The organism is Erythrobacter westpacificensis (genome assembly GCF_039542285.1).
GTDB classification, from domain to species: domain Bacteria; phylum Pseudomonadota; class Alphaproteobacteria; order Sphingomonadales; family Sphingomonadaceae; genus Alteraurantiacibacter; species Alteraurantiacibacter westpacificensis.
Map to the genome: position 1 here is coordinate 64,559 of NZ_BAABHV010000008.1, position 24,534 is coordinate 89,092.

Annotated in this window: 22 protein-coding genes; 11 read left to right on the top strand and 11 right to left on the bottom strand. The window is 66.0% G+C overall.

What is annotated here, in order from left to right:
- The first annotated feature begins 6 nt into the window (after positions 1 to 6).
- Positions 7 to 1,482, top strand: a complete 1,476-nt coding sequence (glpK, locus tag ABFX23_RS04440; RefSeq protein ID WP_346031911.1) for a glycerol kinase GlpK — start codon at positions 7 to 9, stop codon at positions 1,480 to 1,482.
- Here the strand turns inward: glpK and ABFX23_RS04445 are convergent.
- Entirely contained in the window at positions 1,479 to 1,943 is a 465-nt protein-coding gene (locus ABFX23_RS04445) for a DUF1465 family protein (protein ID WP_346031912.1), read from the bottom strand. The two genes, glpK and ABFX23_RS04445, sit on opposite strands and share 4 nt — an antisense overlap.
- A gap of 109 nt (positions 1,944 to 2,052) precedes the next feature.
- Complete coding sequence (locus ABFX23_RS04450; protein WP_120077057.1) at positions 2,053 to 2,250, bottom strand: YdcH family protein; 198 nt, start codon at positions 2,248 to 2,250, stop codon at positions 2,053 to 2,055.
- On the opposite strand from ABFX23_RS04450, the gene ABFX23_RS04455 reads away from it, so the two are divergent.
- The 5 genes from ABFX23_RS04455 (at position 2,249) to tilS (ending at position 8,261) form a co-directional block, all read left to right on the top strand.
- Positions 2,249 to 2,629: a YdcH family protein gene (locus ABFX23_RS04455; RefSeq protein WP_346031913.1), complete on the top strand. Its 381-nt coding sequence runs from the start codon at positions 2,249 to 2,251 to the stop codon at positions 2,627 to 2,629. The two genes, ABFX23_RS04450 and ABFX23_RS04455, sit on opposite strands and share 2 nt — an antisense overlap.
- Before the next feature lie 110 nt (positions 2,630 to 2,739).
- Positions 2,740 to 5,010, top strand: a complete 2,271-nt coding sequence (gene ptsP, locus ABFX23_RS04460; RefSeq protein ID WP_346031914.1) for a phosphoenolpyruvate--protein phosphotransferase — start codon at positions 2,740 to 2,742, stop codon at positions 5,008 to 5,010.
- A 101-nt stretch (positions 5,011 to 5,111) separates the two neighbouring features.
- The gene (locus tag ABFX23_RS04465; RefSeq protein WP_346031915.1) at positions 5,112 to 6,227 is read left to right on the top strand and encodes a helix-turn-helix domain-containing protein; all 1,116 of its coding nucleotides are present in this window, start codon (positions 5,112 to 5,114) and stop codon (positions 6,225 to 6,227) included.
- 137 nt (positions 6,228 to 6,364) lie between these two features.
- Positions 6,365 to 7,324 (top strand): tetratricopeptide repeat protein, encoded by a 960-nt coding sequence (locus tag ABFX23_RS04470; RefSeq protein ID WP_346031916.1) that lies wholly within the window; start codon positions 6,365 to 6,367, stop codon positions 7,322 to 7,324.
- Positions 7,302 to 8,261 carry a tRNA lysidine(34) synthetase TilS gene (tilS, locus tag ABFX23_RS04475; protein WP_346031917.1) on the top strand — a complete coding sequence of 320 codons (960 nt, stop codon included), beginning with the start codon at positions 7,302 to 7,304 and terminating at the stop codon, positions 8,259 to 8,261. Before ABFX23_RS04470 ends, tilS begins: the two co-directional genes overlap by 23 nt.
- On the opposite strand, the gene ABFX23_RS04480 is transcribed toward tilS, so the two are convergent.
- The 8 genes from ABFX23_RS04480 to ABFX23_RS04515 all read right to left on the bottom strand — a co-directional run bounded on the left by ABFX23_RS04480 (position 8,258) and on the right by ABFX23_RS04515 (position 18,013).
- Positions 8,258 to 8,926, bottom strand: a complete 669-nt coding sequence (locus ABFX23_RS04480) for a L,D-transpeptidase family protein (RefSeq protein ID WP_346031918.1) — start codon at positions 8,924 to 8,926, stop codon at positions 8,258 to 8,260. The two genes, tilS and ABFX23_RS04480, sit on opposite strands and share 4 nt — an antisense overlap.
- 81 nt (positions 8,927 to 9,007) lie before the next feature.
- Positions 9,008 to 11,782, bottom strand: a complete 2,775-nt coding sequence (locus ABFX23_RS04485) for a phosphoenolpyruvate carboxylase (RefSeq protein ID WP_346031919.1) — start codon at positions 11,780 to 11,782, stop codon at positions 9,008 to 9,010.
- Positions 11,779 to 12,399, bottom strand: a complete 621-nt coding sequence (eda, locus tag ABFX23_RS04490; protein ID WP_346031920.1) for a bifunctional 4-hydroxy-2-oxoglutarate aldolase/2-dehydro-3-deoxy-phosphogluconate aldolase — start codon at positions 12,397 to 12,399, stop codon at positions 11,779 to 11,781. Before eda ends, ABFX23_RS04485 begins: the two co-directional genes overlap by 4 nt.
- 6 nt (positions 12,400 to 12,405) lie before the next feature.
- Entirely contained in the window at positions 12,406 to 13,380 is a 975-nt protein-coding gene (glk, locus tag ABFX23_RS04495) for a glucokinase (RefSeq protein ID WP_346031921.1), read from the bottom strand.
- Positions 13,380 to 15,194 carry a phosphogluconate dehydratase gene (edd, locus tag ABFX23_RS04500; protein ID WP_346031922.1) on the bottom strand — a complete coding sequence of 605 codons (1,815 nt, stop codon included), beginning with the start codon at positions 15,192 to 15,194 and terminating at the stop codon, positions 13,380 to 13,382. Before edd ends, glk begins: the two co-directional genes overlap by 1 nt.
- Positions 15,187 to 16,617, bottom strand: a complete 1,431-nt coding sequence (gene zwf, locus ABFX23_RS04505) for a glucose-6-phosphate dehydrogenase (RefSeq protein WP_346031923.1) — start codon at positions 16,615 to 16,617, stop codon at positions 15,187 to 15,189. The genes edd and zwf overlap by 8 nt, the downstream gene beginning before the upstream one ends.
- 142 nt (positions 16,618 to 16,759) lie before the next feature.
- Positions 16,760 to 17,560 carry a transglutaminase-like domain-containing protein gene (locus ABFX23_RS04510; protein ID WP_346031924.1) on the bottom strand — a complete coding sequence of 267 codons (801 nt, stop codon included), beginning with the start codon at positions 17,558 to 17,560 and terminating at the stop codon, positions 16,760 to 16,762.
- A 36-nt stretch (positions 17,561 to 17,596) separates the two neighbouring features.
- Entirely contained in the window at positions 17,597 to 18,013 is a 417-nt protein-coding gene (locus ABFX23_RS04515; RefSeq protein ID WP_346031925.1) for a secondary thiamine-phosphate synthase enzyme YjbQ, read from the bottom strand.
- Between the two features lie 20 nt (positions 18,014 to 18,033).
- On the opposite strand from ABFX23_RS04515, the gene ABFX23_RS04520 reads away from it, so the two are divergent.
- The 5 genes from ABFX23_RS04520 (at position 18,034) to ABFX23_RS04540 (ending at position 22,395) form a co-directional block, all read left to right on the top strand.
- Positions 18,034 to 18,609: an alpha-ketoglutarate-dependent dioxygenase AlkB gene (locus tag ABFX23_RS04520; protein WP_346031926.1), complete on the top strand. Its 576-nt coding sequence runs from the start codon at positions 18,034 to 18,036 to the stop codon at positions 18,607 to 18,609.
- A 64-nt stretch (positions 18,610 to 18,673) separates the two neighbouring features.
- Positions 18,674 to 19,054, top strand: coding sequence for a DUF6152 family protein (locus tag ABFX23_RS04525; protein WP_346031927.1), 381 nt, complete (start codon positions 18,674 to 18,676; stop codon positions 19,052 to 19,054).
- Positions 19,047 to 19,793 carry a hypothetical protein gene (locus ABFX23_RS04530; protein WP_346031928.1) on the top strand — a complete coding sequence of 249 codons (747 nt, stop codon included), beginning with the start codon at positions 19,047 to 19,049 and terminating at the stop codon, positions 19,791 to 19,793. Before ABFX23_RS04525 ends, ABFX23_RS04530 begins: the two co-directional genes overlap by 8 nt.
- A gap of 56 nt (positions 19,794 to 19,849) precedes the next feature.
- Positions 19,850 to 21,163 carry an amidohydrolase family protein gene (locus ABFX23_RS04535; protein ID WP_346031929.1) on the top strand — a complete coding sequence of 438 codons (1,314 nt, stop codon included), beginning with the start codon at positions 19,850 to 19,852 and terminating at the stop codon, positions 21,161 to 21,163.
- Positions 21,160 to 22,395: an amidohydrolase family protein gene (locus ABFX23_RS04540; RefSeq protein WP_346031930.1), complete on the top strand. Its 1,236-nt coding sequence runs from the start codon at positions 21,160 to 21,162 to the stop codon at positions 22,393 to 22,395. The genes ABFX23_RS04535 and ABFX23_RS04540 overlap by 4 nt, the downstream gene beginning before the upstream one ends.
- A gap of 19 nt (positions 22,396 to 22,414) precedes the next feature.
- Here the strand turns inward: ABFX23_RS04540 and ABFX23_RS04545 are convergent, their stop codons facing one another.
- A complete protein-coding gene (locus tag ABFX23_RS04545; RefSeq protein ID WP_346031931.1) occupies positions 22,415 to 24,520 on the bottom strand; it encodes a TonB-dependent receptor in 2,106 nt (701 codons plus the stop codon).
- Positions 24,521 to 24,534 lie beyond the last annotated feature (14 nt).

Sequence of the window (24,534 nt, forward strand, 5' to 3'; positions counted from 1 at the left end):
ATTCCAATGATCGACCAGTCCATCCTCGTTCTGGATGAAGGCACCACCAGCACGCGGGCCATGCTCTTCGCGCAGGATGGTACGCTGCGCGGTGTGGAGCAGGCGGACCTTGTGCAGCATTATCCCCGCTCCGGCTGGGTGGAGCATGACGCGGGCGAGATATGGGAAAAGACTCTGGCCTGCGCGCAGGCAATGGTGGAGCAGGCGGGCGGCGCGGCACGAATTGCCGCCATCGGCATCACCAATCAGCGCGAGACCGTGGTGGCTTGGGACAAGGCGACGGGAGAGCCGCTGAGCCGCGCAATCGTGTGGCAGGACCGGCGCACCGCCGATTTCTGCGCGAAATTGAAAGAGCAGGGCCACGAAAAGATGGTGCGCGAGCGGACTGGCCTGCTGCTCGATCCCTATTTCTCCGGCACCAAGATGCGCTGGCTGCTCGACAATGACGAAGCCGTGGCGAAGGCAGCGGAAGGCGGCAGGCTGGCGCTCGGCACCGTGGAGAGCTGGCTGGTGTGGAAGCTGACCGGCGGCAAAACGCATATCACCGATGCCAGCAACGCCAGCCGCACCCTGCTGATGGCGCTCGACGCCTCGGGCTGGGACGCGGAGTTGTGCGACCTTCTTGGCGTGCCCATGGCCGCGCTACCGCAGATCACTGATAGCGCGGGCGAACTGGCGCATACCCATGCGGATATGTTCGGCGGACGCATCCCCATCTGCGGCATGGCGGGCGACCAGCAGGCAGCGACGATCGGGCAGGGGTGCCTGTCGCCCGGCCAGACGAAGGCCACCTACGGCACCGGCGCCTTCGTGCTCGGCAACGCTGGCACGCAATTGCCCTGGTCGGATAACCGCCTGCTGGGCACGGTGCTCTACCAGATCGGGGGCGAGCGACACTACGCCGTCGAAGGCGCGGTGTTCGTGGCCGGGAGCCTCGTAAAATACCTGCGCGATACGCTGGGCCTGATCGAAAGCGCTGCCGAAACGGAGGAACTGGCGCGTTCCGTTCCCGACAATGGCGGCGTCGTGGTGGTGCCCGCTCTGTCGGGTCTCGGCGCGCCGCACTGGCGGCCCGAAGCGCGTGGCATTATTTCAGGGCTCGGCTTCGATACCGGACGCGCGCATATCGCGCGGGCAGCACTGGAGGCCATGGCGCACCAGACGTACGACCTCGCCAGCGCCTTCGCCGCCGACGGCTGCGAATGGACGGGCCTGCGTATCGACGGGGGCATGGCCGCGAACGACTGGATGGCGCAGGATATCGCCGACCTGCTCGACCTGCCTGTCACGCGGCCCGATTTCGTGGAGACCACCGCGCTGGGCGCGGCGATGCTGGCAGCGGTGGGCTGCGGGATGAAAGCTGATTTGCAGGAAGCGGCCGAAACGATGATCGGCAGCGGGCAGCTCTTCGAGCCGCAGATGGAGGATGGCACTCGTCGCCAACGGCTCGCGCGGTGGGACGAGGCTATCGCTAAGATCTAGCGGCCGAAGGCGTAGCCAAGACGTTCGCGCAGGCGGCGGACGGCCGCGGGCTGCGACTCGAAGCGCTGGCGCCAGGCCCGGTCCAGCCGCTCCACGCGTGAGTAGAACTGGATGGAGCGATCCACCAGGTCGGAGATGTAGGGCGGCAAGAGGGCCAGCTCTTCCTGCGCGGGCTGCGGCTGGGCCGGTGGCAGCCGCCCGTGCTGACGCAACTGGAACTCGCTGATTTCGCCAGCGAAAAAGGCCTTCTGATTGAGCAGCCACGCGATCGCGTGCATCATCCGCGTGGTGGTGCGCAAGGCCTCGCAGCTCATCGCCACGCGTGCGACGCTGTCCTCTTCACCGCCGCTGCCGTAGCTGTCGTCCAGGTCGAACGAGGCACGCGCCTCGTCGGCCAGCAGCAGGGCATCTTCGTAGAGGGTCTCGATGATCGAGGGGGTTATGCTGGCAGGCGTTGTCATGGAATTGCCTGCCTTAGCCAAACCGGCCTGTGCCCGCCACTCGCGGCGTGGTTAATTTTGGCAGCGAATACAGCCTGTCCCGTTGGGAAACGGTTTTCGAAGGCGCGGTTCAGGCGATGATGTCGGGTGTCAGGTGGTCCTCGATGTGGCTGATCTGGTCACGCAGGCGCAGCTTGCGCTTCTTCAGCCGCGCAACCTGCAACTGGTCCGGCCCGCCGGCGCTCACCAGCGCTTCTATCGCGATGTCGAGATCGCGGTGTTCCACCTTGAGGGCGGCAAGACGCTTGCGCATTTCGTCTTCGGTCATGCTGCCTTCTTCCTGCCTCTCTTCGTACCTGGCAAGTGCCGCCTGGCGGAACATCGGCCTTACAGGGCAATTCATCGCCGCGCCATTTGGAGAATTAGGAATGTTGTGGTTTCATGACAATTGCGCGGAGGCTGCTGTCTCGCGAGTCGAATGGCAGTCTGCCGTGCTGGGTCACCACACGGGCCGGGCTTTTACCGGCCCAGACTGTCAAGGAGACTGCCTCATGGAAACTTCGCACGTCCAAGCCCTCCAGCAAAAGCACGAAGGGCTCGACCGTCGGCTACGCGATGAAATGAACCGCCCCTCGCCCGACAGTGCGAAAATCCAGGCACTCAAGAAGCAGAAGCTCGCCATCAAGGAGGAGATCGCGCTTCATTGATGTCCTGAACCGACGGATGAATTTCCGGCCTTTGCCCCGGAAAAAGACCATTGGCGGGGCAAGGTCGGGAATTTGCGGGTTTGCATAATGTGCTATAGGCCGGTCTTCAGATGACCGCCGCCTCTTCCGCCAGACAGATTCTTACCAGCCTTCACGAGGTGATGGCATCGCGCACCCATGCGCAGGCCAAGCTGAACCAGGTGGTGGAAACGATCGGCGAGGCGCTCGATAGCGAAGTCTGCTCTATCTACCTCCTGCGCGAAGGGATGCTGGAACTGTTCGCCACGCGCGGGCTGAACCAGGCCGCCGTTCACGTCACGCGCCTTGGCGTGGGGGAGGGGTTGACCGGCACCATCGCCCAGAACATCGAGACGCTGAACCTGGCCGAAGCGGCCACCCACCCGGAATTCCAGTACCGCCCCGAAACGGGCGAGGAAAGCTTCCACTCCTTTGCCGGCGTACCCATCGTGCGGCGCGAACGCTCGATCGGCGTGCTGACCGTGCAGCATGCCGATCCGCGCAAGTACGAGGAAGTGGAGATCGAGGCGCTGCAGACCACCGCCATGGTGCTGGCAGAGCTCATCAACAATGCAGGGCTTGTCGATGCAGAAGAACTGGATCGCCTGCCCGAAGCGCATTCCGGACAGGTCATCATCGATGGCCTGAAGCTGGTGAAGGGCCTCGCCATCGGGCAGGCCGTGTTCCACCAGCCGCGCGTCACCATCGAGCAGACGGTCGCCGAAGATACCGAGGCCGAGCGCCAGCGCGTCTACCTCGCTTTCGACCGCATGCGCGAGCAGATCGACAACATGGCGAGCCAGGCCGAATTCGGCGTTGGCGGAGAGCACGAGCAGGTGCTCGAGACCTACAAGATGTTCGCCTACGACGAAGGCTGGAGCCGCCGCATCAACGAAGCGATCGATTCCGGCCTGACGGCAGAGGCCGCGATCGAGCGTGTGCAGCAGCGCACGCGCCAGCGCATGCGTGAAATCCAGGATCCGCTGTTGCAGGACAGGATGCACGACCTCGAGGATCTGGCCAATCGCCTGATCCGCATCGTTTCCGGCCAGCTAGGCACGGCGGCGCAGAAGGGCTTGGCGGCGGATTCCATCCTCGTCGCCAAGAACCTCGGCCCCGCAGAACTGCTGGAATACGACAAGCGCCGGCTGAAAGGCGTGGTGCTGGAGCAGGGATCGCTGACGGCCCACGTGGTGATCGTGGCGCGGGCCATGGGGATTCCGGTGATCGGGCGGTGCTCCAACATTCGCGGATTGGTGCGCGAAGGCGACGAAATGCTGGTGGACGGCGATGCCGGCAAGGTCACGGTGCGCCCGTCAAGCGGCGTGCTGAACGCGTTCGAGACGCGCTTTGCCCGCAGCAAGGAGAAGAAGGCGTCCTACGCCAAGCTGCGCGAGGTGGAGCCCTTCACCCGCGATGGCGAGCGTATCCAGGTGATGATGAACGCCGGGCTGCGCGACGACGTGGCCATGCTGGCCATGACCGGTGCCGACGGCATCGGCCTATATCGCACCGAATTCCAGTTCCTCGTCTCCGCCGCCCTGCCGCAGCGCGAGCGTCAGGCGCGCCTCTATCGCGACGTGCTGGACGCGGCGAAGGGCAAGCCGGTGATCTTCCGCACGGTGGATATCGGCGGCGACAAGTCACTGCCCTACATCTCCAGCGAGAACGCGAAAGAGGACGAGAACCCCGCCATGGGCTGGCGCGCCCTGCGCCTGGCGCTGGAGCGCGAGGGCCTGATGAAGGCGCAGGCACGCGCCCTGCTGGAAGGCGCTTCGGGCCGCGAACTGAACGTGATGTTCCCGATGGTATCGGAACCCTGGGAATTCGATGCGGCAAAGGACGTGTTCGAGCAGCAACTCGCCTTTCTCAGGTCCCGCAAGCACAAGCTGCCCACGGCGATCAATTACGGCGTGATGCTGGAAGTGCCCTCGCTGGCGGAAACGCTGGACCTGCTGCTGCCCAAGCTTTCCTTCATTTCCGTGGGCACCAACGACCTGACGCAGTTCCTGTTCGCGGCGGACCGGGCGAACCCGATGCTGGCGGAGCGGTACGATTGGGTCAGCCCTGCCATCTTGCGTTTCCTGCGCCGCGTCGTCCAGAACTGCGTCGGTTATCCGGTGGATCTCGGCGTCTGCGGCGAGATGGGCGGGCGGCGACTGGAAGCGCTGGCGCTGCTGGGCATCGGCATTCGCCGCCTGTCGATCACACCGGCAGGTGTCGGCCCCATCAAGGAACTGGTTCGCAAGGTGGATACCCGCGAAATCGGCCAGGCCATGAGGGAATGGCTGGCCAATCCACCCGCTGACATGCGCGCGGCCCTGCAGGCCTGGGCGCAGGAACGCGAAATCGAGGTTGAATAACCTTTTGCACCGCACAATCGCTTGACTCTGCGGGGCTGGGTCGATTGGGGTGGGTGCCAAGGGTTCGCAAACAACCCAGCATCATTCCTGCTGGAGCGGTCATGACCGATACTGAAGACGAGAGATTGCCAGATAATTCCCACGAAGCCGCGGCAACCGCCGGTGCCCGGCTGCGCGCCGCGCGTGAACGCAAGGGTCTGACGCTGGAGCAAGTCGCGTCGGAGACCCGCATTTCGCGCCGCCACCTCGAAAGCCTGGAAACCGCCGATCTGGAAGGGCTGCCCGGTCGCACCTACGTGCTCGGCTTCGCCCGCACCTATGCCAAGACCGTCGGGCTGGACCAGGAAGAAATCGTCGGCCTCATGCGCGAGGAACTGGACGAGGCCGCCATTAACGAGCGGTACGAGCAGCAAAGGCGCGGCGGTGGCTCGTTCGAGCCGGGCGACCCCTCGCGCGCACCGGGTGGCCGTTTGCTGTATTTCTCGCTGTTCGCGGTCGTGGTCCTGCTGATCGGTATCTTCTTCGCCGCCCGCGCGCTGTTCGCGCCCGCCGCCGAAATCCCCTCGCTGGTCGAGCAGGAGCAGGCCGAGGCTGCGGCAGCGCAGCAGGCGACGCAGCGACAACAGCAGCAACAGGCCGTTGCGGAGGAACCGGGTGGCCCCGTCGTGTTCACGGCAGAGGGCGAGACCTGGGTGCGCTTCTACGATGGCGAGGGGCGCGTGCTGCAGGAAGGCACCCTGCGCGAGGGTGACACCTTCACCGTTCCCGCCGATGCCGCCAATCCGCAGATCATTACCGGCAGACCGGATCGCCTCGCCATCACCATTGGCGGCAGGCCGGTGCGCAAGCTTTCGACCGAGGTCGAGACGATTCAGGACGTGCCGATTTCGGCCGATGCGCTGCTGTCTCGCGAAGGCGGCGTTGCCACCATCGGTTTCGGGCTCGGCACGCCTGCCGCTCCCGTAGCGGAGCCTGCACAATCGAGCGAACCGGCAACGCGTCCCGCGGCGACCACGGCCCCGCAACCCAGCCCCACGCCGACGCGCACTGCTGCACCGTCCCCCACCTCGACGCCGACACCGGCTCGGACCGCGCCTGCCGCGACGGCAAGTCCGACGCCGACGGCGACGCCCGAGCCTTCGCCCGCGGCCACCGCGCCGCCGCGCGCGGAGCCGGCCGATCCGGGTGAGGGCGGCGTTTCGCCCGAAATCGAGTAGGCACCGCGCTCGCATCTTCACGGGGGAAATGCGCCCGATCGCGCCTTTTACGCCCGCGTTAATCGTCTATCTTGGTGGCAACTGGCATGGCCAACCATGTCGATACGCCGAATATGGATTTGAGGAGAACCTCGGCAATGCTTTCCAGGTCGAAACCGACTTTCACCCTGACCCGAGCCGCCATCTGTGCGGGGATGGTGGCCGTCGCCGTGCCGCTGCCCGCAGCGGCGCAGAGCGATGACCGGCTGCGCCGGATCGAAAGCCAGATCAACGCGCTTCAGCGTGCGGTCTTCCCCGGCGGAGACGAGCGTTTCTTCGAGCCGGAAATCACGCCCCAGAGCAATCCGGTGCAGACCACGACGCCGCAACCCACGACGTCCGCGTTGACGGACGTGCTGGCCCGGCTCGATGCCATCGAGCAGCAGCTTGCCCGCCTCACCGCGGCGACCGAGGTGAACGAGAACGCGCTCACGGCGGTCGAAACCCGCCTCGATGCGCTGGAGACACGCGACGTCAGCGGCGGGACCAGCGCTTCTGCGGGATCGACGGGTTCCAGCTCCGGCCCCAGCGGCGTGATCCCGGTGCCCGGTGACGGCGAAGATACCGCGGAATTCGCTCCCGTCGAAGAAAGCGATACGCAGGTCGCCGAAGGTCCCACGCCGGCGCGCGTGGAAGCGGTGCAGGGCATTGCCAAGCCTGCCACCGGTGACGAAGGCGACGATGAATACGTCTACGGTTTCCGCCTGTGGGATGCGGGCTTCTACCCCGAAGCGCAGCAGCAACTGGCGATGTTCGTCGAACGCTATCCCGATCACTGGCGCACCACCTATGGCCGCAACCTGCTGGGCCGCGCTTTCCTGGACGCCGGCGAGCCGCGTGCGGCCGCGACGCACTTTTTCGACAACTACCAAGCCGATTCCAGTGCCGCTCGCGCTCCCGACAGCCTGTTGTACCTTGCCGAAAGCATGATCGCGCTGGGCGACACCCGCCGCGCCTGCATCGCGCTCGCCGAATTCGGCGATACCTATCCGGCGCTGGCGGTGGGCCGGTTGCAGACGCAGTACCAGGACCTCGGTGGCCGCGTCGACTGCAACTGATCTCGAACTGGTCGAGCGCTTCAGGCAGGCGCTCGACCTGCTGAATCCGTCAGGGGCGAAGATCGGACTGGCCGTCAGCGGCGGGCCGGACTCGATAGCCATGCTGCTGCTGGCGCACGAGGCGATTCCGGGTGGGTTCGAAGTGGCGACGGTCGATCACGGCCTGCGTCCCGAAGCGAAGGACGAATGCGCGCTCGTGCTCGCTGCCTGCGAGCAGCGCGGCGTATCATGCGAGGTGCTCGGCATAGAGGTAAGTGAGGGCAATTTGCAGGCGCAGGCGCGTGCGGCGCGGTACGATGCGCTTGGCGATTGGGCGACCCGGCGCGGGCTCGCGGCTGTCGCAACAGCCCATCATGCGGACGATCAGGCCGAGACCTTGCTGATGCGGCTCAATCGCGGCAGCGGGGTGGCCGGCCTTGCCGGCGTGCGCCGCTCGCAGCCACATGGATTTGCCGGCATTCGTATCCTGCGCCCGCTGCTGGGCTTCCGCCGGGCGGAACTGAAAAAGGTGATCGCAGGCGCGCGGCAGAAGGTCGTGCATGACCCAAGCAATGTGGACGAGCGCTTCGACCGTGTGCGCATCCGCAGCGCGCTGGCGGACTGCGACTGGCTCGATCCCGCCGCACTTGCCATTTCGGCCAGCAACGTGGCCGAAGCCTACGAGGCGCTCCAGGCTTACGCAGAGCGTCTATGGCCGGAGATGGTGACGCAAACGGCGGACGGGTTTCTCCTGAAGCCGGGCCGGTCGCGCGAAATGAACCGCCGGCTGCTGGCGCAGGTGATGGAGCGATTGGGCGGCAGGCCGCGCGGCGGCGACGTTGCAAGGTTGCTCTTGCGCCTCGAAGCGGGCGAGGGAGGGAACGTTGCGGGCGTCCTGGCGAGAATCGAGGATGGCCGCTGGGCGCTGACGCGCGAACCGCCCCGCCGGACAGGTTAGCCTGCGGTCGAAAGGCTTCCGCCCACACCCGTCATCACGCCATCGGTGATGATCACCACGTCGCCCACCTCGGCAGTATCGAACAGCCGTGAAGCGAACTCATCCGGCACGCCGATGCAGCCGTGGCTGGCGTAGCCGCGTTCCACGGTGGAGCCGCCATGCACTGCCACGCCGTCCCACGTCAGGCGCAAGGTCCAGGGCATCGGCGCGTTGCCGTATTTCTCGGAGACGTTGTGGCGCTCCTTGGTCAGTATCGGGAATGTGCCGACAGGCGTAGGATGCTCCGGCGTTCCAAGCAGAGCGGCGGCCGCGCCGATTTCGTAGCCGTTGCGAAATACGCTGATCACGCGTGCCTGAAGGTCCACCGTCATCACCAGCGGACCGTCGGGAATACCCTCGTCGTCCCAGTGCCATTCGCCGTACTTGATCGGGCCTTCGATGGGCAGCACCCGCTTGATGACGAAAGGATCGTCGGGGTCGTAAGCCGGTGTTTCCTGCACCACTTCATTGGCGACGAAAGCGATAGCGTCATCCACGGCAGCGGCGCTGCCTGCGATGATATCGCTTTCCTGTGCGTCGCTGCCGTGGGTGAAAGCCATCGCGCCACCCACCGTTGCCGTGATGGCGAGGGCAAGCGCGCCGATCCATTTGAACCTCGTTTTCATATCGCGCTCCTTGCGCCCGATTGCGCGCGGAATCCAGTTATCAGCGCCGCCGCGTCCCTGTTTGGAACGACGCGGCGCTACTTAACCGTGCGCGCCGAATACGTTGGCAACAGCCGTGGTGATACGCAGGGAGAGGCCGTAGGCGCGTTCGATCGGATCGATGAAGTCGCGGTGGATGGCCTCGTACCCCTCGTCGCTGCCGTCGGGCCAGTCGGTCGGCTCGGTCAGGTCGAAACGGTCGATACGCGGGAAATGCGTGGGGTAGGCCCGCCGCAATTGCGCCAGCGCATCATCGATGCGGAGGGTGAAGACCATTTCCAGAACGTCGTCCCGGCTCACGTCGTTGGCGCGGCTGAACACCGGCACGCTGACGGCGCGAATGAACATGGCTTGCAGCAGCGCAAGGCGCAGCGATTGCAGCACGCCGATCATGCGCCGCTTGTCCTCGCGGTTGTCGGTCGGCGCGTCATTGGGCACGTGTTCCAGCAGGCGGTGGAACTTCATCGCGTCCACGCGCAGGCGGCTGGCGAGGCGGCGGAACACGCCCACGCGGTCGTCCTTAACCAGATATTCGCTCAGCGCCTGGCAGGCGGCGGTCAGGTGGCCTTCGGTGCCGCGATAGGGTCGGCTGGCCCAGTATGCGGAGTTGAACAGTTCGCCGTGGGCAGCCACGGTCTTCACGCTGGCGAGCGCATTGGCGGCGCGCACGAGACGGACGAGTTCGCGCCCGCGCGGGCTTTCAGCGAGCAGCGCGCCGATTTCCTCGTAATTGCCGTCCGCCGCCTCGCCGATCCCGGCGATCACGTTCACCGGGTAGCCTAGCTGTTGCAGGATGGAATTGTGCGGAATGGCGCGAATCTGCCGCAGGGACATCTCGCGGTCGGCGGAAAGGTCGCTCTGACGGCGGCTTACGCGGCTGCCGGTGGAGTTGAGCAGGCCGAGGCCGAATGCGGTGATGGCGCGGGAGTAGGTACGGCTTTCCAGGTGGTCGCGCTGGTGATCCTTCACCGCACGGTAGAAATCGAGGCTCAGGTCCGTGCGCTGGTAGAAGATGTCCTTCGGCACGTCGGTATCGGCCTGCGCCGGGCGCAACACGGCGATGCGGGTGAGCATGGCGCGCGCGAGTTCGGGGGTGGAGAACCACAGGTAGCCATCACCGCCCTGGAAGCTGACTTCCGGCTCCAGCGGGATGCCTGCACGGGCGAAACGGCGCCGCGCCCACGGCGACAGCGCCCAGTCGAGCCGATCCGCCATCTTGGTGGGATGCGCGCCGCGACCCATGGATTCGCCGTGAGTGTTGAAAATGAGCGCGGCGACTTCGTTGAGACCATTATCGTCGATGGCGGCGGCAAGGCGGCCCTGAAGCCTTTCGATGGCGAGGCTGGCGGGTATCTGGCCCACGAACCGTCCGGCGTCGGAGAAGCCGGTCTGGATTGCCACGCGCCCGCGCTTCTTCGCGTATTCCTGGTAGACGGGTTCGGCCAGCAGTTCGTCGAGGAAGCGGCCGCCGTGTTCCAGCGCGGTCTCGGTTTCGAACAGGGGCGATACGTCGACCTTGTCCTCGATCCCGAACAGCTTGGCGAAATAGAGCGCGGCGAGCACCGTTGCCGGCTCCTCGCACTCGGCGATCAGCATGCGGATCGGCGCGTCCTCGTCGATATGGGCGAGGATCTGCGCCATGGCGAGGAACTGGCGGATGGCCGTGCTGGCCTCGATCGCCAGTGCACCGAAGTTGCTGCGGCGCGGCTCGATCTGCTCGATCGCGCGGTTGAGATGCACCACCGCGCCCTTGCTGGCGAGATCGAGATTGCCATCGGGGTCGATCCGGCGGCGGATGGCGTTGTGAAGCTGCTTGGCATTCACGCGGAAATGGATCCAGCCCATGCCGAGACCATCGGCGCGCATGGCGGCAGCGAGCGTCTTGAGCGCCACGGCGCGCTTCGCATCGTCGGAGGTCTTCGCCTCATCCTCCAGCGCATCGATGTAGCGCGACAGGCTCAGGAGCTTGCGCGGATCGCTGGCCGTCAGCCGGTTGGCGGCGACCGAAAGCGCGGCGGGATCGGAAAGGTCGGCCGAGAAATCCTCGGCCCGCTCTGCGGCGTAATCCGCTGCGGGGCGCAATTCGGAAAGCAGCGCGTGATCGGCGTCGATGGCTTCGAGCGAGGCGACGTAGCGCGACAGGCGCTCGGCCTTTTCCGTAAGGCGGAAGCCGATGGAATTGGACCAGGTGATGTCGGTCCGCCCGTCCATGTCGTAACCCACCCAGCTGGCGAAGCGGAAGGGCAGGGGGGCAAGCTCGTGCCACTGGTCCGGCCATTGCTTCTGTGCGTGGGAGAGAAGCTGCGCGACGATCGCGTCGCGCGCGTCCTGCGCCTGGGCGATGGCGTGCATGGCGCGGTCATGCTCGTAGGACAAGGTGACTTCGGGCCGCTCCCCGCCGATGCAATCGGACGTAATCGGGGTGCCTTGGCTGGCGGCGCTCGCCACCGCGTTCGACTGTTCGGGCGTCAGCAGGAAAGTGGGGTGGGCGGTGAAAACCGCGTGGAGCTGTGGGCGCTCCCACTGCTGGCGGAACTTGGCGAAGTCGTCCTTCTCCAGCGCTTCGGCCAGCGCTGCCTCGTTGGCATCGCTGCCGATGGGGGCGACCATGCATTCCAGCCGGTCCGCCCGCTCTTCCAGCGCCGCGACTTCCAGCTCCGCGATCAGCGCCTCGAAATCGTCGAGCGTCATCTCGCCGCCTTCGAGCTTGCGCGAAAGCTCGTGCGCCAGCTGGAAAACCGGATTGAACTGCGGGGTTTCGACGGTGCGCTGGTGGAGGTCCTGCAGGCGCTGGGTCAGGTCTGCAACGCCGCTCATTGGCCCATCCCCGCTGCTTCCTGAGCCAGCTTGCGGATTTCCTCGGTCGAAGCGCCCTTTGGCGCGACCCAGCTGCCGCCTACGCACAGCACCTGTTCCATCGCCAGCCAGTCCGGCGCGGTTTCGGGGGTGATGCCGCCGGTGGGGCAGAACTTGCACTTGCCGAAGACGGAGGCCAGCGCCTTGAGCGCCGGGATACCGCCGTTGGCCATGGCGGGAAAGAACTTGAAATGGGTGAGGCCCATGTCGAGGCCCGCCATAAGCTCGCCCGCCGTGGCAATGCCGGGCAGGAAAGGTACGCCGCTCTTGATCGCCGCGCGGCCGAGCGGCTCGGTCAGGCCGGGGGAAACGATGAACTCGGCCCCTGCGGCGAGCGCCCTGTCGAGATCGTCTCGGTTGGTGACCGTGCCTGCACCCACGATGGCGCCGGGGACGAGGTTCATGCGCTTGATCACCTCGATCGCGGCATCGGTGCGCAAGGTGACTTCCAGCACCTTGAGGCCGCCTGACACCAGCGCTTCGGCAATGGGGCGCGCTTCTGCGGGATCGTCCACCACCAGCACCGGGATGACCGGGGCCGAGAGCATGATTTCCTCGATATTGTCGGGTGCGCTCATGGGTCGTCAGTCTCCGTGGCTCTGGATGAATGCCGCTGCCGCGCCGAACAGGCCCGGTTGGGAATGGGTGATCAGCTTGACGGGAATGCCCGCCATCAGGTTCTCGAAACGGCCCTTCGCGCGGAAGCGTTCCGCGAAGCCGGAGTTGGGCAGGTGGTCGCGCAGGCGGTAGCCAAGGCCGCCCGCGATCACGACGCCGGAAAAGCCGCCTTGCGCCAGGGCGATATCGCCAGCGACCGCGCCCAGCGACAGGCAGAAGCGGTCTATGGCAGCAGCGGCGAGGCTGTCGGAGCCGTCCATGCCCGCGGTCCAGATCGCCACGTCGTCCTGTTCCTTCACCGCGCGCCCTTCCAGCGCGGCAAGGGTGGCGTAGATATCGACGATGGCGGGGCCGGAGACGACACGCTCCACCGAAACGCGGTTGTGACGCTTCCTGAGGCGGGCGAGGATTGCATCCTCGATGGGGTCGAGCGGAGCGAAGTCGATGTGCCCGCCCTCGGTGGCGGAGACGCGGTAGGTGCCGTCAGGCTCGCGGAAGAGGTGCGCCACGCCAAGCCCGGTGCCCGGTCCCATGACGGAGAGGCGTCCGGTTGGCTTCAACGGGCCTTCGGGGCCGGTCAGGTGCAGGAACTCGTCGTCGCCCGCGCGCGCCACGGCGTGGGCCACGGCTTCGAAATCGTTGACGATGGTGAAGCGCGAGACGCCCAGCTTGCTCTCCACCAGCGCAGGGCGGATGATCCACGGGTTGTTGGTGAAGCGGATCACGTCACCTCCCACCGGCCCGGCAATGGCCATGGCCACGGCATCGGGCAGGATGCCGCCCTTGCGTTCGCGGTAAGCTTCCCACGCGGTCTGGAAGCTGGCGTGATCCTCGGTATGCAGCGTGATCGGCTCGTCCATGGTCAGCGTGCCGTCCTCGCCCCTGGTGGCGATCGCGAAGCGGGCGTGGGTGCCGCCGATATCTACGGTTACGAGTTCCATTACAGACCTGCCACGGCCAGCATCGCGCTGCCGCCTTTCTCTGCTTCGTCAGCCTGCGCGCGCATCATGGCGAACAGTTCGCGGCCCGTGCCCATGTCCGGCACCGGGTCCGGCGCGGGGGTGCGGGCGGAAAGGTCTGCCGTGGTGGAGAGTTCGCCGGTCTCGGCGCAGACTTTCACCACGTCACCATCTTCCAGCAGCGAGAGCGGGCCACCGCCCAGCGCTTCGGGCGAGCAGTGGATGGCGCAGGGCACCTTGCCGCTCGCGCCGCTCATGCGGCCATCGGTGACGAGCGCCACGCGGTATCCGCGATCCTGCAACACGCCCAGCGCCGGGGTCAGCTTGTGCAGTTCGGGCATTCCGTTCGCGCGCGGCCCCTGGAAGCGGACCACCACGACCACGTCCTTGTCGAGTTCGCCCTGCTTGAAGGCTTCGTTCACCGCGCCTTGCGTCTGGAACACGCGGCACGGTGCCTCGATGGTCCAGCGTTCGCGCTCCACGGCGGAGGACTTGAAGCAGGCGCGGCCCAGGTTGCCCTGCACGAGCCGCATCCCGCCATCGGGCTGGAACGGGTCGGAAGCCGGGCGCAGCATCTCGTCGTCGCCACTGGGGCCGGTGTCGCGCCAGTCGAGCGTATCTTCATCGAGCCACGGCTCCTGCCCGTATTGTGCCATGCCGCGCTCCTCGCCAACGCCGATCACGTCGGCATGGGCAAGACGCGCGCCCAGCAGTTCGCGGATCACGAAGCCCATGCCGCCCGCGTCGTGGAAATGGTTCACGTCGCCAGAGCCGTTGGGATAGACGCGCGCCAGCAGCGGCACCGCGCTGGATAGTTCGGACAGGTCCGTCCAGTCGATCTGCACGCCTGCGGCGCGGGCAAAGGCGGGAATGTGGATGGCGTGGTTGGTGGAGCCGCCCGTTGCCAGCAGGCCCACGGCGGCGTTCACGATGGCTTTCTCGTCGACGCAGTGGCCGAGCGGGCGATAGTCGTTGCCGTTCTTCGTCATCGCGGCCACGCGGTGCACGGCGGCCCGGTCCAGCGCCTGGCGGATTTTCGTACCCGGCTGGAAGAAGGCCGCGCCGGGAATGTGCAGGCCCATCAGTTCCATCATCATCTGGTTGGAATTGGCGGTGCCATAGAAGGTGCAGGTGCCGGGCGAGTGATAGGAGCCAAGCTCGCTTTCGAGCAGTTCGGCGCGCGTCGCCTTGCCCTCTGCATAAAGCTGGCGAACGCGCTGCTTTTCCTTGTTCGATACGCCCGAGGGCATCGGGCCGCTGGGCACGAAGACTGCCGGCAGGTGTCCGAAGCGGAGCGCGCCCATCAGCAAGCCGGGCACGATCTTGTCGCAGATGCCCAGCAGCAACATGCCGTCGTACATGGCGTGGGAAAGCGCGACCCCGGTGGAAAGCGCGATCACGTCGCGGCTGAAGAGGCTGAGTTCCATGCCCGTCTCGCCCTGCGTCACCCCGTCGCACATGGCAGGCGTGCCGCCCGCGACCTGTGCGGTGGCGCCCACTTCGCGGGCGTAAATCTTCAGTCGTTCCGGGTAGCGCCCGTAGGGCTGGTGCGCGGAAAGCATGTCGTTGTAGGCGGAGACGATGCCGATGTTCGGCCCGGCGTTGGTCTTCAGCGCCTCCTGGTCCTCCAGCGCGCCCGCAAAGGCGTGGGCGAGGTTGGAGCAGGAAACGGCGGAGCGTTCTGGCTGGTTGTCGGCCTCGCGGTCGATCAGGTCGAGATAGGCGCGGCGGCTGTCCTTCGACTTCTCGATGATGCGCTGCGTCACGCGTTCGATGGTGGGGTTGAGGCTACTCATGCCAGCTTACTCCGTCGCGTTCGGCCAGGGCGATGGCTGCGCTGGGGCCCCAGCTTCCGGCGTTATAGGTCTTGGGCGTCTTGCCCTCCGCTTCCCATCCGGCGCGGATCGCGTCGATCCACTTCCACTGCGCTTCGACCTCGTCGCGGCGCACGAACAGCGTCTGGTCGCCGTTGATGAGGTCGAGCAGCAGCCGCTCGTAGGCGATGCGCTTGTGCTTGCCGGTGAAGGCATCGGGCATGCGGATATCCAGTGGCACTTCGCGCAGGGTCATGCCCTCGTGCTCGATACCGGGCACCTTGGCCATCAGGGACAGGGTGATGTTTTCCTCGGGTTGGATGCCGATTACCAGCTTGTTCGGCTTCAGCCGCGCATCGGGAAAGATCGAGTGCGGCACGGAGCGGAAGTGGACGATGATTTCCGTCACCCGCTCCGGCAGGCGCTTGCCGGTGCGCAGGTAGAAGGGCACGCCCTGCCAGCGCCAGTTGTCGATATGGGCCTTGAGCGCAACGAAGGTCTCGGTATCGCTGTCCTTGCCCAGCTCCTCGTCGTAGCCGGGCACGATCTCGCCGCCCGACGCACCGCCGCGGTACTGGCCGGTCACGCTCTCGTTATCCTCCAGTTCGCGCAGCGCGCGCAGGACTTTCACCTTCTCGTCGCGTACCGCGCCTGCATCGAAGCTGCTTGGCGGCTCCATCGCGACGAGGGCGAGCAGTTGCAGCATGTGGTTCTGCACCATGTCGCGCAGCGCGCCCGCGCCGTCGTAGAAATCCACGCGGCTCTCCAGCCCAACGGTCTCGGCCACCGTGATCTGCACGTGGTCAATATGCTGCGCGTTCCACAAGGGTTCGAACAGGATGTTGGCAAAGCGCAGCGCGATAAGGTTCTGCACCGTCTCCTTGCCCAGGTAATGGTCGATGCGGAAGATGCGCCCTTCGGGAAAGGCGCTGGCCACGGCATCGTTGATCTCGCACGAACTCTCGAGATCGGTGCCGAGCGGCTTTTCCAGGCAGATGCGCGCGTTGGCGTCTGCCAGGCCGTGGGCGGCGAGACCCTCGATCGTCGGCTTGAACAGGCTGGGTGCCGTCGAGAGGAAGATCGCGACTTCGCGGCCTTCGCCTACCTTGTCGGCAAGGTCGGCGTAGCCTTCGGGCGTGGTGACATCGAGCTGGCTGTATTTCAGCCGGTTGAGGAAATCGGCCATGCCGCCCCGGCGATGTGCGGGCAGGAACTTCTCGATCGCCTCGCGCGCGAAGCTGCGGAATTCGCTGTCGGTCAGTTCGGAACGGGCGGTGCCGATGATTTCGAGGTCGTCGGAAAGCAGGTCGTCCGCGTCGAGCGCGCAAAGGGAAGGCAACAGCATCCGGCGCGAGAGGTCTCCCGTGGCGCCGAACAATATCAGCGTTTGTGCCTTTCGGATCAATTGCGTTCCCCGCTTTGCAAAGATGTCGTGTAGCGCATTCCTAACCCCTCCCTATGTTGCAGTGCAACACCGTTATCTTTTCGTTCGTTTTCCCGGCCTGCCAATACCCGTTCTTGTGAACGTTAACAAGCTGCGCGGTTTCTCACGCGCTTTCGCTCACGTTCACTTCCGAGCTCTTGAATTTCGAAAGGCCGAACGTGGTGAGGAAGGATACGTCCGCCGCATCGCGCCCGATGCCGATCTTGGCCGTCTGGTCCGCCCTGGCCATGCCGGTGGGATCGACGATGTACCACGCGCCGCCGCCGGGCGTGGTCGGATCGTTCAGAAACACTTCCGCAACCGCATGAAAATCGGGCGGGTTCACGCCGGGCGCATAGCAGCTGACATAGCGTGCCGGGATGGTGGAGGCCCGCGCGAAGCAGATCATCACGTGGGCATAGTTGCGGCAGATCCCGCGCCGTTCCACGAAGGTATCGAGCGCCGTGGTCGTGGCGTTCGAGCTGCCAGCCTCGTAAGTGAAATTGTCCGCGATCCAGTCGCACATGGCGAGGATTTTCTTCCCGCCTTCAAGATCGCCGAACCGGTCCATGACGAAGCTGTGCATACGGTCGGCCTGGCAGTATCGCGAATCGAATACGTATTCGACCGCCTCGCCCGGCAGGTCGTGCGGGTCGAGCTGGTGCAGGCTGGCAAGGTCGGGCACCAGCCGGTTGATCTCCACCTTCGCCGTGTAATCGACATTGTAGTCGCCCTCGGCCCGCACCCAGATGCGTTCGCCCACGGCATCCTGTGCGGGCACGCGGGCCGTGTGCAGGGCCGGGGAGAGCACCGTGTTGGAAGACAGCACCTTCTGTTCGGGGATGACGGCCGCCTCGAACTGGAGCAGGAGGTCGGTCGGCTGGTCGAGGTGGAAAGCGAACTTGGCGGAAATATCGATGGGCATATGCGGTGCGAACGCGCGGGGGTGCCGCCGGTTTCGCTATTCTCCAATAATGTGGGCAATGATCTCGCGCGAGTGGGACGCGCTGCGGTGTTCGGCAAGGTAAAGGCCCTGCCATGTCCCCAGCAACATGCGCCCGCCGCCCACCGGCACGTTCAGCGATGCGCCCGTCAGCATGGTACGGATATGGGCAGGCATGTCGTCCGGCCCCTCGCTGTCGTGCTCGTAATGGTTACCCTCCGGCACCGCCTTGTCGAGCCAGCGCAGCAGGTCGCGCTGGACGGCGGAGGCGGCGTTTTCGTTGATGAGCAGGCTGGCGGAGGTATGGCGGCAGAAGAGGGTGAGCATGCCGCTCTCTATCCCCGTCCGCTCCAGCCAATCTGCCACCTCGTCGGTGAACTCGTACAGCGCCTTGCCGTGGGTATGGATGGTGAAGCGGTGCTGATCCTGTCGCATGGGCACCTATATAGGGATCGATGACGCAGCAGATAGACCTGTTTTCCGATAGTCCGACCCTGCCGCCGGTCGGTGGCCTGCAAGTGATTGCCGATGCGATCGACGCGGGGGAGGAGCAGGCGCTGTCCGCCCGGATCGATGCCGCCCCGCTGGAGCCGTTCCGGTTCGGCCAGTGGACGGGCAAGCGCATGACCGCGCACTATGGCTCTGCCTACGACTACCAGCGTTCGCGCCCCATTCCTGCGCCGCCGATGCCGCCGTGGCTGCTGGACCTTCGCGAACGACTGGGGGAGTGGTTCAGAATTGCGCCGGTCGCGCTGCAACAGGCCCTGCTGATCCGTTACGATCCCGGCGCTGGCATCGGCTGGCACCGGGATCGCCCGCAGTATGGCGAGGTGATCGGCCTCTCGCTTGGCGCGCCTGCCACCCTGCGCCTTCGCCAGCGGCTGCCGGACGGCGGCTTTGCCCGCCATGCCGTGCCGCTCGCACCGCGCGCTGCCTATCTGCTCTCAGGTGAGGTTCGGGAAAGCTGGGAGCACTCGATCGTGCCGATGGAGCAGACCCGCCGCTCGATCACCTTCCGCACCATGCGCTAGCGGCCTCTCCCGTCTGGACAGCATGCGGCGAAGACGACACTGTGCCGCCGGAAGAGGAGAGGGAATGCATACCAATACACTGATGCTGGCGCTGGCTCTGTCCGGCGCGCTGGCGGGCGGAGTGGCCGCGCACCACTCGTTCGCGGTCTATTTCGATCCCGAGGCGGACGTTACGGTGGGAGGCACGGTGAAGGCTTTCCGCTTCACCAACCCGCACGGCACCCTGGTGCTGGACGTGGACGGAACGGAATGGCGCGGGGAAACGAATGCGCCGGTGGTGCTGCAACGGCGCGGGTGGACGCGGGGGAGCGTTCGGGCGGGGGACCTTGTCACCGTGTCGGGCTGGCGCGCCCGCGACGGTCGCAACTACATGCGCATCCGCGAGGTGCGCGATGCGCAAGGCCGCATGATCGGCAACGCTCCGTTCGGGCAGAACGATGGCTAGACCGCTCGCGCTCGCTCTCGCCCTTGCATCGCTGGCCGTTCCCGCAGCCGCGCAGGACACCCCGCCCGACCTGGAAGGGTTCTGGGGGCCGGATTTCGACCTTGGCGAACCCGCGCCCGACATGCTCGCCAAGCTGCCCGATGGCACCGTGATGGTGGAGGATACGGGCGTCGTGGAATTTCCGCGCGGCGAATACGGCGGGCTGGAGCCAACGCCGCAGGCGCTGGCGCGGGCCGAGGACTGGCAGCCGGACGACGAGATGGCGCTCGATCGCGTGTGCCTGCCGCCCAGCATCGTCTACGCGCTGCAAGGGCCGTTCCCGTTCGAGATCCACCAGACCGACGAGTTGATCGTCCTGCGCTACGAATACTTCGACCAGGTGCGGCTGGTCTTCATGGATGGCCGGGAGGCGCCGGAGGGCTATCCCCATTCCAAGATGGGCTTTTCCACCGGCCGCTGGGAAGGCGAGGAACTGGTGATCGAGACGACCCACATCGCCCCCAGCACCATCACCAACAACGGGCTGGACCATTCCGCAGACATTCGCATGGTCGAACGCTACCGCCTGGCCGAGGGCGGTGAAAAGCTGGTGGCGACGCAGTGGTTCTCCGATCCGGCGATGATCGGAAGGGATGGCGCGCGCTGGATCGAATGGGAAAAGCGCGAGGGGCAGCACGTCTATCCTTACGAATGCGATCCCACCTTTGCCCTGGAATATGCGGAAACTGCGCCCGAATAGGGTTGCACGCAACAATCGCGGCGTTAGTCTCAGGCGCAACGAAAAGAGGACTTCCCATGCGAATGATCAAGCGGGCGGCGCTGGCTGCCTCCTGTGTGGCGGCGCTCGCTGCTGCTCCGGCACTGGCGCAAGAGACGCCGATTGCCTTCACCGGCGCGACCATCCACACCATGAGCGGCACCAGCGGCACCGGCACCATCGAAAACGGCACATTGGTGATCGAGGACGGTGCCATCGTGGCAGTCGGCGCAGACGTGGCCATTCCCGCAGGGGCTGAGGTGCGCGATGCCAGCGGCATGGTGATCATGCCCGGTACGGTCGACACCCATTCGCATATCGGACAGGTCTCCGGAGCCGACAGTTCCGCTGCCATCCAGCCGGACGTGCGGGCGCTCGATTCGATCAACGTGCGCGACAGTTCCATCGCCCGCGCCCGTTCGGGCGGCGTCACCACCGCCAACATCATGCCTGGCAGCGGCCACCTGATGAGCGGGCAGACGTTCTATATGCACCTCACGGAAGGCAACACCATCGAGGAACTCGCCTGGATGGACGAGGGCGGCAATGTGCTGGGCGGCATGAAGATGGCCAACGGCACCAATCCCTTGCGCGAAAGCCCGGCTTTCCCCTCAACCCGCGCCCGCAGCGCCGCGATGGTGCGCCAGCACTTCGTCGCCGCGCAGGAATATTGTGGCGGCGAGCGCAGCCCGCGCAATATCGGCATGGAAGCCATGTGCGAGGTGCTGGACGGCAGCCGCCTCGTCCACTTCCACACCCACCGCAGCGACGACATCATGACCGCGCTGCGCCTCAGCCGCGAATTCGGGTTCGATATCCTGATCCAGCACGGCGTGGAGAGCGGCCGGGTGGCGCGCGAACTCGCGGCGGCAGGCGTGCCGGTCTCGGCCATCCTGCTCGATAGCCCCGGCGGCAAGCTGGAAGCGCGCGAGGCGGATATCGTCACCGCGGCGCAGCTGGAGGATGCGGGCGTGTTCGTCTCGCTACATTCGGACGATAATATCATCGATAGCCGCCTGATGTACCGGCAGGCCGCGCTCGCAGTTCGCGGCGGGATGAGCCGCGAAGGCGCGCTGCGGGCGCTCACCATCAACGGCGCGGTGCAGCTTGGGCTGGACGAGCACGTCGGCAGCCTGGAAGCGGGCAAGATGGCCGATTTCGTCGTACTGACGGGCGATCCGCTGTCGGTCTACACCAATGTCGCGGAGACCTGGGTGATGGGCGAACTGCTGTTCGATGCCTCCGACCCGGAGGAACTGCTAATGGCAACCGGCGGCTACGGCGCGGGCAATCCCACACTCAACACCCACGTCCTCGAAGGCGAGGCCCTGATGCTGGAGGGCGGACAATGAACACTGTTGGCAAACTGATTGCGGGTGCATTCACCGCCGCGCTGCTCTCCACCTCTGCGATGGCGCAGGACATTGCCGTGCGCGGCGCGCAGGTGTGGACCATGGGCCCGCAGGGCGTGATCGAAAACGGCGTCGTCGTGATCGAGGACGGCAACATCACCGCCGTAGGCCCGGTCGCCAGCACCGCGATCCCCGAAGGGATGCGCGTGATGGAAGCCAGCGTCGTCACCCCCGGCCTGGTGGACGCGCATTCCACCGTGGGCCTCACCGGCTATCTCAATCAGCCCGACGATCAGGACCAGCTCGACAATTCCGCGCCCGTGCAGCCGCACCTGCGCGCTATCGACGCCTACAACCCGCACGACCGGCTGGTGCAGTGGCTGCGCGAACTGGGCATTACCACGGTCCACACTGGCCACGGCCCCGGCGCGCTCGTTTCCGGGCAGACCATGGTGGTGAAGACCGTGGGCAACACGGTCGACGCCGCGCTGGTGGAGGACGGCACGATGGTGGTCGCCAACCTTGGCAGCTGGGCACTGGACCGCGAGAGCGCGCCCGGCACCCGCGCCAAGCAGATCGCCATGCTTCGCCAGGCGCTGCTGCGCGCCCAGCAGGGCGGTGAAAGCGCCGAGGACGACGACGAGGATGAAGACGCCGTCGACAGCGCCAGCCGCGACCTTGTGAACGAGGCTTTCGCCTCGGTCGTGCGCGGCGAACGCCCGCTGCTCGTCACCGCCAACCGCGCTCAGGACATCATGTCCGCCCTGCGCCTTGCCGACGAGTTCGGCATCGAGGTGATCATCGACGGCGCGGCGGATGCGCACATGCTGCTCGATGAACTGCGCGAGAGCGGCGTTTCGGTGATCCTGCATCCCACCATGGCGCGCAATTCGGGCGAGATGGAGAACGCCTCCTTCACCACCGCCGCCACGCTGGCGGAAGCAGGCATCCCCTTCGCGCTGCAATCGGGATACGAGGCCTACGTGCCCAAGTCCCGCGTGGTGCTGTGGGAAGCGGGCTTCGCCGCCGGACACGGCCTTGCGCCGGAAGATGCGCTGGCCAGCGTTACCATCGATGCCGCCCGCATCATCGGCATGGACGAGCGCGTCGGCAGCCTCGAAGTGGGCAAGGACGGCGACATTGCCATGTTCAACGGCGACCCGCTGGAATACGTCACCCACGTCACCGGCGTGGTGATCGATGGCTACGTGGTGAGCGAGGCGACGCGCTAGTCGCCCCGCTCGACCACCTTCAGAACGTGATCGAGGCCGACGCCTTCACCGTGCGCGGAGTGCCTTGCAGCAGCGCCGGGTTGAACGCATCGAAGGCCGAAGCCCAGTATGCCTCGTTCGTCACGTTATCGACGGTGAGGCGCAGGGTGACGGGGCTGTCGCCCGCCGCGAACACGTAGCGCGCGCCGAGGTCCAGCACGGTCCAGCTGTCGAGCTGGAGCGTGTTGGCGGCGTTGGCTTCCTGCTCCCCGGTGTGCGTCACCCGACCGTTCAGCGTCAGGCCGCGCGCGAAGGGCACGTCCCACTCGACATTCGCATTGGCCGCGAACTCGGGCACGCCCGCTGCATCGAGGCCGCTTTCGAATTCGGAATCGGCGAAGTTGAGACCGGCGATCACGCGCAGGCCCGGCGCCAGCTCGCCGTTCACCGTGGCTTCCACGCCTTCGTTCACCTGTTCGCCGATATAGGCGAAGCGCACGCCGCCGTTGCCATCGTCCACCGCGCCGGTGCCGGGGCGCTCGATGCGGTAGACGGCCACGGTGGCAAAGATCGACGGGTCGAAATAGAACTTCGCGCCCGCCTCGTACTGCGTCGAGCGGCGCGGGGCGAGCGTGCTGCCGAAGTTCGAGAACTCCACGTCGTTCGCGCGCGGGCCTTCCTGAAGCGCCTCGATGTAGTTGGCATAGAGCGACAGGCCCTCGACCGGCTTCACCACGAGACCCGCGACCGGCGTTACCGCCTCGTCGTCGAACTCGGTATCCAGGCCGCCGCCGAAATAGCTGAAGACGCGCACGTTGATGTCCTGCCAGCGCAGGCCGCCCGTCAGCAGCACGCGGTCATCGAACAGGCCCAGCGTGTCGGAGACGAACAGGCTTGCAAACTCGCGCTTGGTGATGGGGAACGGATCATCCAGATCGCCGCCGACGAAAGCGGTATCCTGCGGCGCAACCTGCACGGTGTCGTAGAGGTTCGTCGCGAAGGGATTGAAGAAATCGTAGGCCGTGCGGTCTTCCTGCCAGATCATGTTGCCGCCCACGTTGATCGCGTGGCTGACGCTGCCGGTCGTCACCTTCGCGCGCAGCCCCGCTTCCACGGCCTGGTTGTCCTGCTCGTAGGGAATGAAGTTGTGAAAGCCCGAGGTCGCAGCGCCGGTTGCCGCATCCTCCACGGTCAGGCCGCCGTAGATGCCTTCCTCGTCGCCGCTGCGCGCGCCCAGCTTGGCGTAGGCAAGAACGTCGCGCGCGATGTCGTATTCCAGGCTCAGCGTGCCGAATATGTCGGTGAGTTCAGTGTAGGTGTAATCCTGCGCGTAGTTGGCGTCCGCTTCCGGAACGTCGGGCACGACGGCGGTGGTGAAGCCGACCTTGGGCCGCAGCGAATCCACGCGCACTTCCTGGTAGGCGAGGTCGAGCGCGGCCCGGAATGCGCCGCCATCATAGTCGAACGCGCCTCCCAGCACCTGTGTGCGGCGATCCTCGCGGTCGATGGCGACTTCGCCGTCACGATAAGCGCCGTTTACGCGCACACCGAATTGGCGGCTGTCGCCGAAACGGCGCGACACGTCGAGACTGCCGCCGATATGCCCTTCGCCCACGAACGTGGCCGTGGCGCGGGTGCGATCCTGTTCGGCGCGTTTCAGCACCAGGTTCACGCTGCCGCCAAGGCCCGATCCACCCGGAGCCGCGCCGTTCAGGAATGCGCTGGAGCCGTTGAGCACCTGCACCTGCCCGAACAGTTCGGGCGCGACGAGCTGGCGCGGAGCGATGCCGTAGAGGCCGTTCACGCCCACGTCGTCCCCGAACAGGGAGAAGCCGCGGATCACGAACTGCTCGGCCGCATTGCCGAAGCCGTAGGTGGTGCCCACCGTGGGGTCGTTTTCCAGCACGTCACCGATGGTGAGCGGCTGCTGATTGTAGATCAGCGTCTCGTCGAAGCTGCGGATGGCGAAGGGCAGGTCCTCGGCGGACTGGTTGCCCAGCGCCCCGGCATCGCCGCCATTGGTGATCTCGGTCGCGTTGTCGCGCTGGGCGGTGACGATGATGGTATCGGCATCCTGCGCCGTGGCGGGGGCCGCCAGCGCAAGGGCCAGCACGGAAACGGAAACGGCAGAAGGACGGGTTGTCATAAGAGGTCCTGTTA